Genomic DNA, 15794 nt, shown 5'->3' with positions numbered 1-15794 from the left:
GGCTGGCAGGTTAAACTCCCCGAGCGGCGCTTTGACGCGCCGAACGGTCGGCGGCTGTGATCAGGCGCACACTCCGCGGCTCAGTCCAGCCCCAGCTGATCTTTGAGCTCCTTGAGATAGCGACGACTGACCGGCACCCGGGCGCCGCTCGGGGTGACAATCTCTGCCAGCTGGTTATCCAGCAGCCGGATCTCGAAGATGGCGTTGGGGGAGACCAGATACTGGCGGTGGCAGCGCAGCAGCGGGCTCTTCTCCTCCAGCGATTTGAGGGTGAGCTGGGTGTGGAACAGCTCGCCCTGGCAGGCCACATGGACCCCGCCCAGATCGGAGAAGGCATACTCCACCTGCGCGATGGGCAGCAGCCTGACCCGATTGTGCAGATAGCCCGGAATGTGTTCGATGGTGGGGGCCAGCCGCTCGATGGGCTGCGGGGAGATATCCTGCTTGAGGCGAGCCAGCGTCTTGGCGAGCCGGGCAGGCTCCACCGGCTTGAGCAGGTAGTCGAAGGCGTTCTCTTCAAAGGCCTGAATGGCATATTCGTCAAAGGCGGTGACAAAGACGATGCGGGGCAGGGGGTCGAGCATGGCGACCAGCTCCATGCCGCTCAGCTTGGGCATCTGGATATCGAGGAACACCACGTCGGGCTTGAGGCGCTGAATAAGCGGCAGCGCCTCGATAGCGTTGGCCGCTTCCCCCACGATCTCGATGGCAGGATCGCTGGCCAGCTGCTGCCTCAGCTCTTCGCGGGCGTAGTGTTCGTCATCGACAATCAGGGTGCGGATCATGGTTGCTCCTTGGGGATGGTGAACGAGACCCGGGTCCACTGCTCAGGCTCGCAGGCAATAGTCACACCATAGCGTTCGCCAAAGGTGCTTTTCAGTCGCCGATCGACAATGGTCATGCCCAGACCGTCGCCAGCGGGATGCGCTTGCCAAGTGCCTGCATTATCTTCCACATGGATGGTGACGCAGGTGGGATGCTCTTCGGTCCAGAGGCGAATGCGCCCCTGCTCCAGCAGAGTCGAGATGCCGTGCTTGATGGCATTCTCGATCAGCGGTTGCAGGGTGAAGCTGGGCAGTCGCAGTGTGGCCAGATGGGGCGGGATTTCGTTTATCACCGTCAGCCGATCGCCAAAGCGGGCCAGCTCGATCTCCAGATAGGATTGGCAGTGCTCCTGCTCCTCCAGCAGGGTCGCAAGGCCGCTCTGGCGTTTGAGGTTCTTGCGAAAGAACAGCGACAGATGCAGCAGCAGAACCCGCGCCTTGTCCGGATCGCGCCGGGTGATGGCACTGATGGTGTTGAGGGTGTTGAACAGAAAGTGGGGGTTGATCTGGGCCTGGATAAGTTTCAGTTCGGACTGTACCAGCAGCCGCTGATGTTGCTCCAGCCGACCGGCCAGCAATTGCTGTGACAGCAGGTTGGCAATCCCTTCCCCCAGGGTGTGGTTGATCTTGAGAAACAGCCGCTTCTTTGGCTCGTAGAGCTTGATGGTGCCGATCACTCCCTTGTCCCCCTGCAGCGGGATCACCAGCACCGAGCCCAGTTGGCAAGCGGGTGAAAGGCTGCAGCGATAGGGCTGGCTGTTGCCATCGGCAAACAGCACCTTGTTCTGGGCGATGGCCTGCATGGTGATGGCTGACGTGATGGGGGTACCCGGCAGATGGTGATCTTCGCCGGTGCCGATAAAGGCGAGGATCTGCTCGGTGTCCGTGATGGCGACCGCCCCCACGCCGGTTTCCTCCTGAATGATGCGGGCAATCTTGTTGCTCGCCTCCGGGGTAAAGCCCTGACTCATGATCCCCACTGTGCGGTTGGCAATATTGAGCGCCTTGGCGGAGAAGACCCGGGAGAACTTCTCATACATCCGCTGCTGGTCGCGGATCATGCTGATAAAGAGCGCCGCGCCGCAGGAGTTGGCCAGAATCATCGGGGTGGCGATGGTGCGCACCAGCAGCAGGGATTTGTCGAACGGGGTCGCCACCAGCAGGATGATAACCATCTGCATGATCTCGGCGTAGAGGGTGGTAAAGAAGGCTATACGTGGTTCAAACAGGGCATCCGTTCGCCCCGAGCGCATCAGTCTCCAGTGCACTATGCCCCCGAGCAACCCCTCGCAGGTGGTGGAGATGGCGCAGGCGAGATCGGTAAATCCCCCCAGCGTATAGCGGTGCAGGCCGCCGGTCAGCCCCACCAGAAAGCCCACCAGCGGCCCCCCCAATAATCCCCCCAAGACGGCGCCGACCGCCCGGGTGTTGGCGATGGCATCGTCGATATCGAGGCCCACATAGGTGCCGAGGATACAAAAGCTGGAAAAGATGATGTATATCAGTATCTTGTGAGGTAGTCTCACGGAATAGTTGGCAAGCGGGCGCAGCAGCGGGCTTTTCGAGAAGAGATAGGCGATCACCAGGCTGACGCTCATCTGTTGCAGCAAGGAGAGGACCAACTGCATAAAAAACGCTCCTCATAAGCCAGCTGAAAAAATAGCCAGCCCGTGAATAAGTGTGATCAGGATCTTGTTCTGTTGGCCCAACTGGGCGCAACGGGCCGTCAGTTTGCCAGAACAAGTGGATAAAACCATATTAAATCAGCATGTTAAATTGATATTTGTGTAAGCGGCAGCGGGTTGATATTGATGGATGGAGCATGAATGTATCCGCTGGATACGCCACACGGAGGTGGCATGCTCCGCCCGGCCCCTTGGCTGGGCGTTTTTTATACATGGTCAGTTGGCAACCTTCTGATGGGGGTTTGAGCAATTATTCCGGTTTGTCCAATGAGTTATCCCCAGCTTCTGGGGATAACTCAGAATGCAAAGTAGTAGCAGAAGCGTCGGGTCAGGTTGAAGAACTGCCGTTGTCCCTCATCCAGCTCTTCCTGTTTGATAAAAGCAGTGATTGTGCGTTCATCTTCCCGCAGATCGATCATGGCGACGGCTTCCGGCCGCTGGGCCTTGATATAGGGCAGGATCTTCGGCTTGAGGGGCATGGTGGGTTCGGTAGAGAGCACCAACGCAATGCTCTCGTCCGAGAGTTTCACCAGTGATCCTGGTGGATAGACCCCCAGCACCTTGACCAGCAACTTGACCAGATTCTGGTCGAACTTCTTCTGGGATAACTTGTAGAGCTGGCTGATGGCCTGACTCGGCGCGGCCGGGTTACCGCTGTTGCGGGGATGGAGCAGCTCGTCGTAGAAGTCGACCAGCCCGATCAACCGCGCCAGCGGCGGGATCTCCCCGCCCTTGATCCCGAGCGGATAACCGCTGCCGTCGAGCCGCTCGTGGTGCAGATGGGCGACCTGACGGATTTTCGGTTCAAAGGCGTTGAGCTGGGTCAGCATCTCCAGCCCGTACTGGGGATGCATATTGAGGAAGTTCTGCTCGGCCTTGCTGAGATCCCCGCGTTTTTGGGTGATCTGGCTCGGGATCTTCAGTTCACCGATATCGTGGATAAGTCCCGCAAGCCCCGTCTCTTCCAGTTCGATGGGATTCATCCCCAGCTCGCGCGCCATCAGCATGGCAATAAAAGCCACATTGAGGCTGTGTTGCAGCAGGATATCGGTGTGGGGGCTGCGAATAAGGTGGAGCCCGAGAGGCCCTTCATGCTGACTGAGGGTGAAGGCGGCATTGCGGACGATCTGGGCTGTATTGGCCAGCCCTTCATCCGGTTTGAGGTTGAGTGCCCCGAGTGCATCACGCAGCTCGCTCATGGATTGGCCAAAGGCTTTGTCGGCGGCGCGCATGGAGCGGCGAAAGGCTTTCTCATCAAAGGGGGGCGGGCCCGAGGCAATCAGCTCTTCCAGTTCATCAAGATCAGGCCCGGCATCCGGGATATCGCCGCGCAGCAGTGGCTCGATGGGCAGATCGCTCTTGTCGGGGTCGACCATCAGCAGGGTGAGATCAAGATGACGGAGAATGTCGAGTTGCTGCTGATCCTTGATCTTGAAGGTATTGAACATAAACGGGTGGTTGGTCCATCCCGTGGGGAGATGGATATAGTGGCCTACTCTCAATTGCTCTATCGAGGCTTGGATCAGTGCCATCGGTTAACCTGCATTTCGTGAATGCCTACTCAACAAGCTAGCAAAATCCGATGGATAGACAACTAAAAATCCATTTCGGGGCCACGGAACACCCCCTGCTGTGATGGGGCGCACGAGCGCCATGCTTCTCCTCTTAATTCGCGCTTAAGTTTTACTTCCTACGCTGGCCCCGTCGTTTTTGTTGGCTTGGCCGGCCCGCTGCACTGCAGGCCGGTATGTAGGAGTTGTTTATGCGTGTAACTCTCGGTGTACTGCAGACCAATCTGTTGCTGGTACTCTTTTTCGCCCTGGTACTGAATTGGCCAATCTTTTTGCATTTCTATACGGTGCTCAGCGCCCTGACCCATGTCAAAGCCGGATTTGCCATCTCGATCCCGCTGGTGCTGATCGCGGCGCTCAATGCCGTGTTTATTCCCTTCACGTTCCGGTTTGTGCTCAAGCCCTTTTTTACCGTGCTCATTCTGACTGGCTCCATCGTCAGCTACGCCATGCTCAAATACGGCGTCATCTTTGATGCTGGCATGATCCAGAACATAGTGGAGACCAACAGTGGTGAGGCGGGGGCCTATTTGAATGGCTCGGTTGCGCTCTGGTTTCTGCTGACTGGGCTGCTGCCTGTTCTGGTGCTCTGGTCACTGCGGATCCACTATCCGGCTCGCTGGTATCAGGGGTTGGCGTTGCGGGCTGGTGCACTGGCTATCTCTCTGCTGTTTATCGGGGGCGTCGCGTCACTTTACTATCAGGATTACGCCTCGGTCGGGCGCAACAACAAGTCTCTGGCCAAAGAGATTGTGCCTGCCAACTATGTGCACGGCCTCTACAAATATGGGCGGGATGTGCTGTTTGCCACGCCGATCCCCTACCAGCATCTGGGGACAGATGCCAGGGTGGTGGCACGGGGAAGCAAGCCGACTTTGATGTTCCTGGTAGTGGGGGAGACGGCGCGCAGCCAGAACTACTCCCTTAACGGGTATGGCAAGGCGACCAACAGCTTTACGGCAAAAGAGCAGGGGGTGGTGTCGTTCAAAGATGTTCGCTCCTGCGGCACGGCCACTGCGGTTTCGGTGCCCTGCATGTTCTCCAACCTCACGCGCCGCGGCTACGATGACCAGCTTGCCAGCTCCCGTGACGGCCTGCTCGATGTGCTGCAACATGCCGGAGTCTCGGTGTTGTGGAAAGAGAACGATGGCGGTTGCAAAGGGGTGTGCCGCAATGTGCCGACCATCGAGATCCTCCCCAAATCCTATCCTGCGCTCTGTCAGGGGGAGTCTTGCTATGACGAGGTGCTGCTGGAGGGGCTGGATCAGCAGATTGCCGGCATGAAGGGCAACAAGCTGGTGGCTTTTCACCTGATGGGCAGCCATGGCCCGACCTATTTTCGTCGTTACCCTGCCAGCGAGCGCGTCTTTATGCCGGACTGTCCGCGCAGCGACATTGAAAACTGCAGCAACGAAGAGCTGGTCAACACCTATGACAACACCATCCGCTACACCGACAAGGTGGTGGGGCTGCTGATAGACAAGCTCAAGTCGCTGGAGAGCCAGTATGATGTGGGACTGGTCTATCTCTCCGATCACGGCGAATCCCTCGGGGCCATGGGGCTCTATCTGCACGGCACGCCCTACAAGTTTGCGCCGGATGATCAGACCCGGGTGCCGTTGCTGACCTGGTTCTCGCCTCAGTTACAGGCCGATCGCCAGCTTGATATGGGTTGCCTGGCGGCGGAGGCGAGCAGCCAGCGTTTCTCCCACGATAATTTGTTTCACTCCATGCTGGGGATCATGGATGTGCAGACGAGTGTTTACGACAACAAGCTGGATCTGTTCAAGCCGTGTCGGGCGGGCTAAACCGCCAGCAAGCACACAATAGAAAACGGCAGCCAGTGGCTGCCGTTTTGTTATCTCGCAAGATCAGTGTCTTACTTCTGCTCCATGATGATCTGCAGCAGATCCCCTTCCAGCAGGGCGCGCTTGACCAGTGCAAAGCCGCCATAGGTTGGCTGGTTCTGGAAGCGGGCTTTCACAATAGGCAGGCCACGGTGGAAGCTCGGCAGGGATTGATGCTCGACACAGCGACGGATGGCCGGGAAGAGGATCTCTTCGGCGGCGGTGATTTCACCGGCGATCAGCACCTTCTGCGGGTTGAACAGGTTGACCGTGATGGCCACTGCCCGTCCCAGATGCTCACCCACGTTCTCGATCACGCTGCGGGCCAGTTCATCGCCCGCCAGCGCCGCCTTGCACACCTCCTGGATGGTGATGTGCTTCTCCTGAAGCGAGCTCTGGTGGCCGCGGCTGATGAGCTCCTTCACCTTGTCGATGATCGCTTCGTTGGAGGCGATAGTTTCGAGGCAGCCGAAGTTGCCGCAGTGACAGCGCTTGCCGAGCGGCTCGACCTGGATATGGCCGATCTCGCCGACGTTGCGGTTCTGACCGAGGAACACCTGACCCTTGGTGATGATCCCGGAGCCCGTTCCCTGGTGGACACTCACCAAAATGGAGTCCATGCAGTCGCGGGACTCGCCGAAGAAGTGTTCGGCCAGCGCCAGCGAGCGGGTGTCGTTACCCACGTAGCAGGGGAGGTTGAAGTGGTTCTCAAGCAGCTTCGCCAGTCCCAGATTGCGGATCTGGTACTTGGGGGTGTAGATGACCATGCCGGATTCCGGGTTGACCAGACCCGGCATGGTCAGCGCGATGCTGATGAGGTTGCGACAACGTTCGCGGTTGGCATCGATAAAGGCGCCAATCTCTCGCAGCAGCATGTCGACCACGGGTTGCTGGTCGATCTCGGTCACCTGAATGACGTGCTGGTCGAGCTCCTTGCCATCGAGGTCATAGAGACTCAGTTGCAGGTAGCCGCGGCCAAGCTTGGCAGAGACAAACTGAAAGCGATGTTTGATGGTGGTCAGGGAGATGGCACGCCGCCCGCCGGTTGAGGCTTGCGGAGAGGTCTCCTTGATCAGGCCATGCTCGATCAGTTGCCGGGTTATTTTGGTCACGCTGGCCGGGGCCAGCTGACTCAACTCGGCAATCTTGACCCGGGAGATGGGGCCTTGCAGGTCGATGAGCCGATACACGGCTGCACTGTTGACCTGCTTGATAAGATCTACGTTTGCTATTTGTCCGCCAGTCATGATGTCACTGTTGTGTGTAGTGTCCGTTAACCACGGTCCCACGGACCGTGAAGTCCTGATCGAAGACAGTGAGGTTGGCTACTTTACCGACCTGGATACTACCGAGACGTGAGTCCCATCCAATGGCGCGAGCGGGGTAGAGGCTGGCCATTCTCAGTGCTTCATCGAGCGGTAATCCGACCTGCTTGACCAGATTTTCCACCCCCTCAATCATGGTGAGGGAGGAACCGCCGAGTGTACCATTCTCGTCGACACACTGACCATCGCGTAAAAAGACGGTGGTGCCACAAAAATCAAATTTCTCAAAGCCTTCCGGCGCTCCGGCTGCCGCGGTGGCATCGGTGACCAGCACCAGTCGCTCCCCCAGCGCCTTGTGAGCCAGACGCACGTTGGCCCAGTGCACATGGTGGCCATCGACGATGATGCCCGCATAGACATCCTTGCGATCGTAGATGGCGCCCACGACGCCCGGCTCGCGACCGTTGAGGGTCGGAGTCATGGCGTTGTAGAGGTGGGTCGCAAAGCGAATACCGTTATCGAACCCGGCCATCGCCTGATCGTAACTGGCGGCAGTGTGACCGGCCGAGACCAGAATGCCCGCTTCCACCAGACGGCGGATATGGGCCGGCTCGTTGCGCTCTGGAGCCAGGGTGATTTTGGTGATGGCATCCGCGTTGGCACAGAAGAAGTCGATCATTTCGTCCGCTGGCTGGCGAATTTGCGCGGCAGGGTGGATCCCCTTGCGCTTGAGGTTGGTGTAAGGCCCTTCCAGATGGACGCCCAGCACCTCGTTGGGGTTGGCAGCCATGTAGTCACGGGTCACCGCAACGGCCTGCTTCATATCAGCATCCGGACTGGTGATCAGGGTCGGCAGGAAGCTGGTGGTACCGGATTTGAGGTTGGCCGCCTGCATGGTTGCCAGGGTCTCGACCGTGATGTCTGTGTTGAACATCACCCCGCCACAGCCGTTGAGCTGCACATCGATAAAACCGGCGGTCAGGTTGGCGCCTTTGAGGTCAATCTGCTCGATGCCCGCAGGCAGTTCGGCCAGGTGAGAGATGGCGACAATCTTGTCGCCCTCGATAAGCACCCCGTAGCCGGTCAGCACGCAGCTACCGGTGTAGAGGGTGCAGTTGGTCAATGCGTACATGGCGACTCCTTACAGACGGCCGATGTTGGCGGCTTCCAGTTGCTGGAAGTAGCGAACGGTCTTGACCTTGAGCTCCATGGTAGAGGGCTCGTCGCACACCATCATTCCCTTCGGATGCAGTTGCAGGGTGGAGATGGTCCACATGTGGTTGACGCTGCCTTCCACGGCGGCCTGCAGGGCCAGTGCCTTGCCGTGACCGGTGACCAGGATCATGATCTCTTCCGCATCCATCAGGGTGCCGACACCCACGGTCAGGGCCAGTTTGGGCACCTGCTCCATGTCGCCACCGAAGAAGCGGGAGTTGGCGATACGGGTATCTTCGGTCAGGGTCTTGACCCGGGTGCGGGAGGAGAGGGAAGAGGCCGGCTCGTTGAATGCGATGTGGCCGTCGTTACCCACGCCACCCATGAACAGGTGGATCTTGCCGTAGGACTTGATTTTGTCTTCGTAGCGCTTGCACTCGGCCACCAGATCCTCGGCATTGCCGTTGAGGATGTTGATGTTCTCGGGACGAATGTCGATGTGGCTGAAGAAGTTGTTGTGCATGAAGCTGTGGTAGCTCTCCGGGTGATCTTCCGGCAGGCCGACGTACTCGTCCATGTTGAAGGTGACCACATTCTGGAAGCTCACTTCACCGGCTTTGTGCAACTCGATCAGGCGCTTGTAGGTGTTGAGCGGGGTGCCACCGGTGGGCAGGCCCAGTACGAAAGGGCGATCGCTGGTCGGCTTGAACGCGTTGATGCGGTCAACGATGTAACGAGCAGACCACAGGCCTACTTGGCTGGCAGATTTCAACGGGATCAGGCGCATATGGGATACCTCTGTGTCGGGTTGCGACCGGTTTGGCGGTGGCAATTGGCTAAGACGGATTTAAGTTGTTTTATAGCGTAAATAAAGATTGCGAACTAAGCCACATCTATCCACCACCTTTATCTTGTTTGGGTGATAACGATCACGATTATCGGTTTATTAATTTGCGCAGCGAAATAAAAGCCCTAGACTGCCAATCAAGCCTTGATGGCTTATGCGTCAAACGTGATAAGCACTTAATTTCTAGAAAAACATTAACTAAGGAGAGGAACCGTGAACATTCTCGGTTATTTGCAAAAGATCGGCCGTGCCCTGATGGTGCCGGTAGCGGTATTGCCTGCCGCAGCGATCCTGATGGGGGTTGGCTACTGGATTGACCCGAATGGTTGGGGTGGTGACAGCGCGCTGGCTGCCTTCCTGATTAAGGCGGGCGCAGCCATTATCGATAACATGTCCGTACTGTTCGCAGTCGGTGTCGCTTACGGTATGTCCAAGGATAAAGACGGTTCTGCTGCTCTGGCAGGTCTGGTCGGCTTCCTGGTCGTTACCACCCTGCTGAGCCCGGGCGCTGTGGCCCAGATCAAGAGCATCCCGGTGGAGCAGGTTCCTGCCGCGTTTGCCAAGATCAGCAACCAGTTCGTGGGTATCCTGTGTGGTGTTATCGCCGCTGAGCTGTACAACCGCTTCAGCAGCGTTGAGCTGCACAAGGCACTCTCCTTCTTCTCCGGTCGTCGTCTGGTACCGATCGTAACCTCCGTGGTGATGATCGTTGTATCCTTCATCCTGATGGCCGTATGGCCGGCAATCTACGGTGGTCTGGTCTCCTTCGGTGAGTCCATCGTGAGCTTGGGCTCTACCGGTGCCGGTATCTACGCCTTCTTCAACCGTCTGCTGATCCCGATCGGTCTGCACCACGCCCTGAACTCCGTGTTCTGGTTCAACGTTGCCGGTATCAACGACATCCCGAACTTCCTGGGTGGTCAGGCTACCATCGATGCCGCTCTGGCCGCTGGCAAGAGCCTGGATCAGGTGAAAGGCGTGGTCGGTATGTACCAGGCTGGCTTCTTCCCCATCATGATGTTCGGTCTGCCGGGTGCCGCTCTGGCCATCTACCACTCCGCCAAGAAAGAGAACAAAGAGAAAGTTGCTTCCATCATGATCGCAGCTGCCTTTGCCTCCTTCTTCACCGGTGTTACCGAGCCGCTCGAGTTCTCCTTCATGTTCGTGGCGCCGGTACTGTATGTCATCCACGCCGTACTGACCGGTATCTCCGTGTTCATCGCTGCCTCCATGCAGTGGATGGCCGGTTTCGGTTTCAGTGCCGGTCTGGTGGATATGGTGCTCTCCAGCCGTAACCCGCTGGCGACCAACTGGTACATGCTGATCCCTCAGGGTCTGGTCTTCTTCGGCCTCTACTACACCGTGTTCCGCGTAGTGATTGCCAAGCTGAACCTGAAAACCCCGGGTCGTGAAGATGACGAAGAGAGTGCTCCGGCTGCCGCTCAATCTACCAACCGTACCGAGCTGGCCAAGCAATACCTGGAAGTGCTGGGTGGTCAAGAGAACCTGGTCTCCATCGATGCCTGCATCACCCGTCTGCGTCTGACTCTGAAAGACCGCAGCATCGTCGATGAGCGCAAGCTGAAAGCCCTGGGTGCGGCCGGTGTGGTCAAACTCGGTGAGCAGAACCTGCAGGTGATTCTGGGCCCATTGGCCGAAATCATCGCCGGTGAGATGAAAGCCCTGCGTTAATCGAGCGACTCGCTCACCTCAAGTCTAAGTCCATTGTTGACATAACTAAGGGCCCCGCTCAGGGGCCCCATATAAAAAAGCCAAGAAAATCCAACCTTTACTTCAAATGAGAGCAGCAGTTATGAACTTGAAACATTCTCTGTTAGCCATTGCCATGTCTACCGTTTTTGTCAGCCAGGTCCAGGCAGCCGATGCCGCCAAGCAGGCCGTGGTCGACTCCCTCGCCAACAACCTGGTGGTCAAGTATGAAGTGGTCACCAACGACGGTGCTGGTGCCGGCCTCGATTGCCAGGCACTCGGTTCCGAGTGGGCGAGCTGTGGCGTTGCCAAGCTGCACCTGACCAATACCGGTGCGGACGTCACCTCCAAAGACTGGAGCATCTACGTCTCCTCCATCCGTCGTATCCAGCGTGTGGATAACGACCAGTTCACCATCACTCACCTGACCGGCGATCTCTATCGTTTGACGCCAACCGAGAAGTTCCAGGGCTTTGCCAAGGATGCCACGGTCGAAGTGCCGCTGGTGGTGGAATACTGGGTACTGTTCGAATCTGACATCATGCCGAACTGGTATGTCGCCAGCGAAGGTGCCGAGCCGAAAGTACTGGCCAGCATGAGCAACATCAATGATGCCAGCACCTACGAGAAGCCGATGCCGGCTGATGGCTGGAAGCGTACCAAGGATGACAAGAACATCCTGATGAACAGCGAGACCCGTTTCGCGGCCAACCAGACCAGCACCCTGCTGCCGGCTGGCAAGATTGACAACCAGATCCTGCCGACCCCGATGAAGCAGGTAGTCAAAGCGGGTCCGCAGGTTGACTTCTCCACCATCAAACTCAATGCCCTGGACTTGCCGAGCGATCGCGCCGAGGCCCTGAAGGCTCAACTGACCAAGCTGGGTGTTACCCTCTCCGACACCGGCTACCCGGTGACCATCAAGCTCGGCAGCAAGCTCAAGCAGGCTGAAGGCTATGACATGACCATCGGTCAGAAGGGCACCGTGATCCAGGGTCGCGACATCGACGGGGCATTCTGGGGTGCACAATCCCTGATCTCCCTGCTGGGTGTTGATGACAAGCTGGTGAGCCCGATGACCGTCGAGGATGCGCCGCGCTTTGAATACCGTGGTATGCAGACCGACGTGGCCCGTCACTTCCGCAGTCTGGATACCATGAAGAAGCTGGTTGACCAGATGTCTGCCATGAAGCTCAACGTGCTGCACCTTGGCCTGACCAACGATGAAGGCTGGCGTCTGGAGATCCCGGGTCTGCCGGAGCTGACCCAGGTCGGTAGCCAGCGTTGCCACGACGAGTCCGAAACCAAGTGCCTGATGCCGCAACTGGGTTCCGGCCCGACCAGCGATAACCAGGGTTCCGGTTTCTACAGCAAGTCTGACTACGTGGATCTGGTGCGTTATGCCAAGGCCCGCGGTGTGACCGTGATCCCCGAGATCAACATGCCGGCCCACGCCCGTGCTGCCGTGGTCTCCATGGAAGCGCGCTACAAGCGTCTGATGGCGGAAGGCAAAGAAGCGGAAGCCAACCAGTTCCGTCTGACTGATCCGGCTGACACCTCCAACGTCACCTCGGTCCAGTTCTACGACAAGATGTCCTTCATCAACCCTTGCCAGCCGGGTGCTGCCACCTTCGTGGCCAAGGTAATGGATGAAGTTGCCCAGATGCACCAGGCCGCCGGTCAGCCGCTGACCGCATGGCACTACGGTGGTGATGAGGCGAAGAACATCATGCAGGGCGGTGGCTATCAGGATCCGGCCGTCACCAAGAAAGAAGAGCTGGTCGCCTGGAAAGGCAACGTCGATTCCAGCAAGCAGGACAAGCCGTTTGGCAAGTCCCCGATGTGCCAGAAGATGATCGATGAAGGCAAGATCAAGGAAGTGGGCGAGCTGCCGGTTTACTTCGCCAAGGAAGTGGGCCAGATGGTCAAAGACCGCGGCTTCTCTACCCTGCAGGCGTGGGAAGACGGTCTGAAGTACGCCAGCGGTGCCAAAGACTTCGCCACCGACAACACCCGTGTCAACTTCTGGGAAACCCTCTACTGGGGTGGCTTCAACGAAGCGATGAAGTGGGCCCACAAGGGTTACCAAGTGGTGCTGTCCAACCCGGATTACCTCTACTTCGACTTCCCGAACGAAGTACACCCGGCCGAGCGTGGCTACTACTGGGCAACCCGTTTCAACGACACCCGCAAGGTGTTCGCCTTCGCCCCGGAAAACCTGCCGCAGAACGCCGAGACCTCGGTTGACCGCGACGGCAACGCCTTCGTGGCCAAGGGTGACCAGGATCCGGTCAAGTTCAAGGGGATCTCCGGTCAGCAGTGGAGTGAAACCGTACGTACCGACGCTCAGTACGAGTACATGGTTTACCCGCGTATCTTCTCCATGGCCGAGCGCGCATGGCACAAGGGTGGCTTTGAGCTGAACTATGTGAAAGGTCGCGAGTTCTCCGGCGAGACCAAGCATGTCAACAAGGCCACTCTGAACAAAGAGTGGAACCAGTTTGCCAACGTACTGGGTCAGCGCGTCCTGCCGAAACTGGATCAGGCCGGTGTTGAATACCGCCTCTCCGTACCGGGTGCCAAAGTGGTGAACGGTGTGCTGGAAGCGAACGTGGATCTGCCGGGCCTGCCCATCCAGTACAGCCTGGACGGTACCAACTGGAGTGCCTATGACGCCGCGGCCAAGCCGAGCGTGAATGGCAAGGTCTACCTGCGTACCACCAGCTTCGATGGCAAGCGCACCAGCCGCGTCACCGAACTGAACTGATAGCAGTCAACCGTTAACATGAGGTGGGTCGCAAGACCCGCCTTTCCCAAGGGCGATGGCGCATCGGGTTTGGGAAAGGTTGACTGTGCGTGTGAGCCTTTGTTGTGTGTAATTGTCTGTTTTGTGTTTTTCATCACTTTCAGCCCCGCCCAGTGCGGGGCTTTTTTATGCATTTGGTGTGCAATGTGCCAAGCCACGCCGTTTTTAGCGGTGCAATGGTCGGGAAATGGCCCGGAAGTGCCAAATTCAGGTTGAGACAGCGCCCGTAATAAGGGATCATACCCGGCTTGACGGCGGGGGGATGAGGGTGCCAGCCGGCACAACTTCCGCCAGTGACGCTTTTTTGAGGTGAGCCATGAGTCAGGCGAACAGCCCAACTAACTTTATTCGTCAGATCATTGATGAAGATCTGGCCAGCGGTAAGCACAGCAGCGTGCATACCCGTTTTCCGCCCGAGCCGAACGGTTATCTCCATATCGGCCACGCCAAATCCATCTGCCTGAACTTCGGCATCGCCCGCGACTATCAGGGCCAGTGCAACCTGCGTTTCGATGACACCAACCCGGTGAAGGAAGATATCGAGTACGTAGAGTCCATCAAGCAGGACGTACAGTGGCTCGGCTTCCAGTGGAACGGCGAGATCTGCTACTCCTCCGACTATTTCGACAAGCTGCACGGCTACGCCATCGAGCTGATTGAAAAGGGTTTGGCCTATGTAGACGAGCTGACGCCCGAGCAGATGCGCGAGTACCGTGGCACCCTGACTGAAGCTGGCAAGAACAGCCCGTTCCGCGATCGCAGCGTGGAAGAGAACCTGGCGCTGTTTGCCAAGATGAAGAACGGCGAGTTCGCCGAAGGCACCGCCTGCCTGCGCGCCAAGATCGACATGGCATCCCCCTTCATGGTGATGCGTGATCCGGTTATCTACCGCATCAAGTTTGCCCACCATCACCAGACCGGTGACAAGTGGTGCATCTACCCGATGTATGACTTCACCCACTGCATCTCGGACGCGCTGGAAGGGATCACCCACTCCATCTGCACCCTGGAGTTCCAGGACAACCGTCGTCTGTACGACTGGGTGCTGGACAACATCACCATCGACTGCCACCCGCGTCAGTACGAGTTCTCTCGTCTGAACCTCGAATACACCGTCATGTCCAAGCGCAAGCTGAACCTGCTGGTGACCGAGAAGCACGTCGATGGTTGGGATGACCCACGCATGCTGACCGTCTCCGGTCTGCGTCGTCGTGGTTACACCCCGGCCTCCATCCGCGAGTTCTGCAAGCGCATTGGCGTCACCAAGCAGGACAACATCGTCGAGATGAGCATGCTGGAAGCCTGCATCCGTGAAGACCTCAACGAGCATGCACCGCGCGCCATGGCCGTGCTGCATCCGGTGAAGGTGGTCATCGAGAACCTGGCTGCCGACGAAGTGCTGACTGCCCCGGCCCACCCGAGCAATGCCGAGATGGGTACCCGCGAGCTGAACTTTACCCGCGAAATCTTCATCGACGAAGCGGACTTCAAAGAAGAGGCGAACAAGCAGTTCAAGCGTCTGGTGCTGGGCAAGGAAGTGCGTCTGCGCAACGCCTATGTGATCAAGGCCGAGCGCATCGAGAAAGATGCCGACGGCAAGGTCACCTGCATCTACTGCTCCTACGACCCCGAGACTCTGGGCAAGGATCCGGCCGATGGCCGCAAGGTGAAAGGGGTGATCCACTGGGTCAGCGCCACTCACTCTCTGCCAGCGGAAGTGCGTCTCTACGACCGTCTGTTCAAGGTACCGAACCCGGGCGCCGAGGATGACTTCGAAGCTGCCCTGAATCCGGAATCCCTGGTGATCATCGAGGGGGCCCGTGTCGAGGCATCCCTGAAGAACGCCAAGCCGGAGCAGGCTTACCAGTTCGAGCGTGAAGGTTACTTCTGCGCCGACAACAAGCTCTCCAGCCCGGAGCATCTGGTGTTCAACCGCACCGTTGCCCTGCGTGACTCCTGGGGCAAAGTTGAAGGCTAACTCAGTAGGGCAGGGGAGACCCTGCCCGGTGTGATGCCAAACGGCCTGCGCCTGACAATAAAAAAGCCAGCATCAGCTGGCTTTTTTATTGTCCGTTATCTGCAAG

The 15794-nt window shown here is 58.1% G+C and carries 10 protein-coding genes; 4 read left to right on the top strand and 6 right to left on the bottom strand.

All coding sequences use genetic code 11. The annotated features are described in order from the left end of the window. Positions 1 to 80: 80 nt before the first annotated feature. The 3 genes from btsR to ACTG1K_RS16735 form a co-directional block, all read right to left on the bottom strand. Positions 81 to 785 (bottom strand): two-component system response regulator BtsR, encoded by a 705-nt coding sequence (gene btsR / locus ACTG1K_RS16745; RefSeq protein WP_164537186.1) that lies wholly within the window; start codon positions 783 to 785, stop codon positions 81 to 83. Beyond that, positions 782 to 2452 (bottom strand): LytS/YhcK type 5TM receptor domain-containing protein, encoded by a 1671-nt coding sequence (locus ACTG1K_RS16740; protein ID WP_376896152.1) that lies wholly within the window; start codon positions 2450 to 2452, stop codon positions 782 to 784. The genes btsR and ACTG1K_RS16740 overlap by 4 nt, the downstream gene beginning before the upstream one ends. A gap of 353 nt (positions 2453 to 2805) precedes the next feature. Continuing rightward, positions 2806 to 4041: an HD-GYP domain-containing protein gene (locus tag ACTG1K_RS16735; RefSeq protein WP_031227798.1), complete on the bottom strand. Its 1236-nt coding sequence runs from the start codon at positions 4039 to 4041 to the stop codon at positions 2806 to 2808. A 230-nt stretch (positions 4042 to 4271) separates the two neighbouring features. Between ACTG1K_RS16735 and ACTG1K_RS16730 the strand changes: the two genes are divergently transcribed. After that, entirely contained in the window at positions 4272 to 5888 is a 1617-nt protein-coding gene (locus tag ACTG1K_RS16730; protein ID WP_440006083.1) for a phosphoethanolamine transferase, read from the top strand. A gap of 71 nt (positions 5889 to 5959) precedes the next feature. Here the strand turns inward: ACTG1K_RS16730 and nagC are convergent, their stop codons facing one another. From nagC to nagB, 3 genes are read right to left on the bottom strand one after another with little or no spacing between them, the layout of a single operon-like run. Continuing rightward, a complete protein-coding gene (gene nagC, locus ACTG1K_RS16725) occupies positions 5960 to 7174 on the bottom strand; it encodes a DNA-binding transcriptional regulator NagC (protein WP_120415258.1) in 1215 nt (404 codons plus the stop codon). A gap of 4 nt (positions 7175 to 7178) precedes the next feature. Next, positions 7179 to 8324 carry an N-acetylglucosamine-6-phosphate deacetylase gene (gene nagA / locus ACTG1K_RS16720; RefSeq protein ID WP_040066105.1) on the bottom strand — a complete coding sequence of 382 codons (1146 nt, stop codon included), beginning with the start codon at positions 8322 to 8324 and terminating at the stop codon, positions 7179 to 7181. A gap of 9 nt (positions 8325 to 8333) precedes the next feature. Continuing rightward, positions 8334 to 9134 carry a glucosamine-6-phosphate deaminase gene (nagB, locus tag ACTG1K_RS16715; RefSeq protein WP_005334308.1) on the bottom strand — a complete coding sequence of 267 codons (801 nt, stop codon included), beginning with the start codon at positions 9132 to 9134 and terminating at the stop codon, positions 8334 to 8336. Positions 9135 to 9407: 273 nt separating this feature from the next. Between nagB and nagE the strand changes: the two genes are divergently transcribed. The 3 genes from nagE to glnS all read left to right on the top strand — a co-directional run bounded on the left by nagE (position 9408) and on the right by glnS (position 15688). Continuing rightward, the gene (gene nagE / locus ACTG1K_RS16710) at positions 9408 to 10886 is read left to right on the top strand and encodes an N-acetylglucosamine-specific PTS transporter subunit IIBC (protein WP_058056009.1); all 1479 of its coding nucleotides are present in this window, start codon (positions 9408 to 9410) and stop codon (positions 10884 to 10886) included. A 121-nt stretch (positions 10887 to 11007) separates the two neighbouring features. Then, entirely contained in the window at positions 11008 to 13671 is a 2664-nt protein-coding gene (locus ACTG1K_RS16705; RefSeq protein WP_429150458.1) for a beta-N-acetylhexosaminidase, read from the top strand. Positions 13672 to 14026: 355 nt separating this feature from the next. Beyond that, positions 14027 to 15688, top strand: coding sequence for a glutamine--tRNA ligase (gene glnS / locus ACTG1K_RS16700; RefSeq protein ID WP_005334302.1), 1662 nt, complete (start codon positions 14027 to 14029; stop codon positions 15686 to 15688). Positions 15689 to 15794 lie beyond the last annotated feature (106 nt).

The sequence above is a fragment of the Aeromonas sp. 102P genome (assembly GCF_051920345.1).
Taxonomy (GTDB): domain Bacteria; phylum Pseudomonadota; class Gammaproteobacteria; order Enterobacterales; family Aeromonadaceae; genus Aeromonas; species Aeromonas veronii.
Note: the sequence above shows the minus strand (reverse complement) of the source record. Positions and strands in the feature narration are given on the sequence as shown.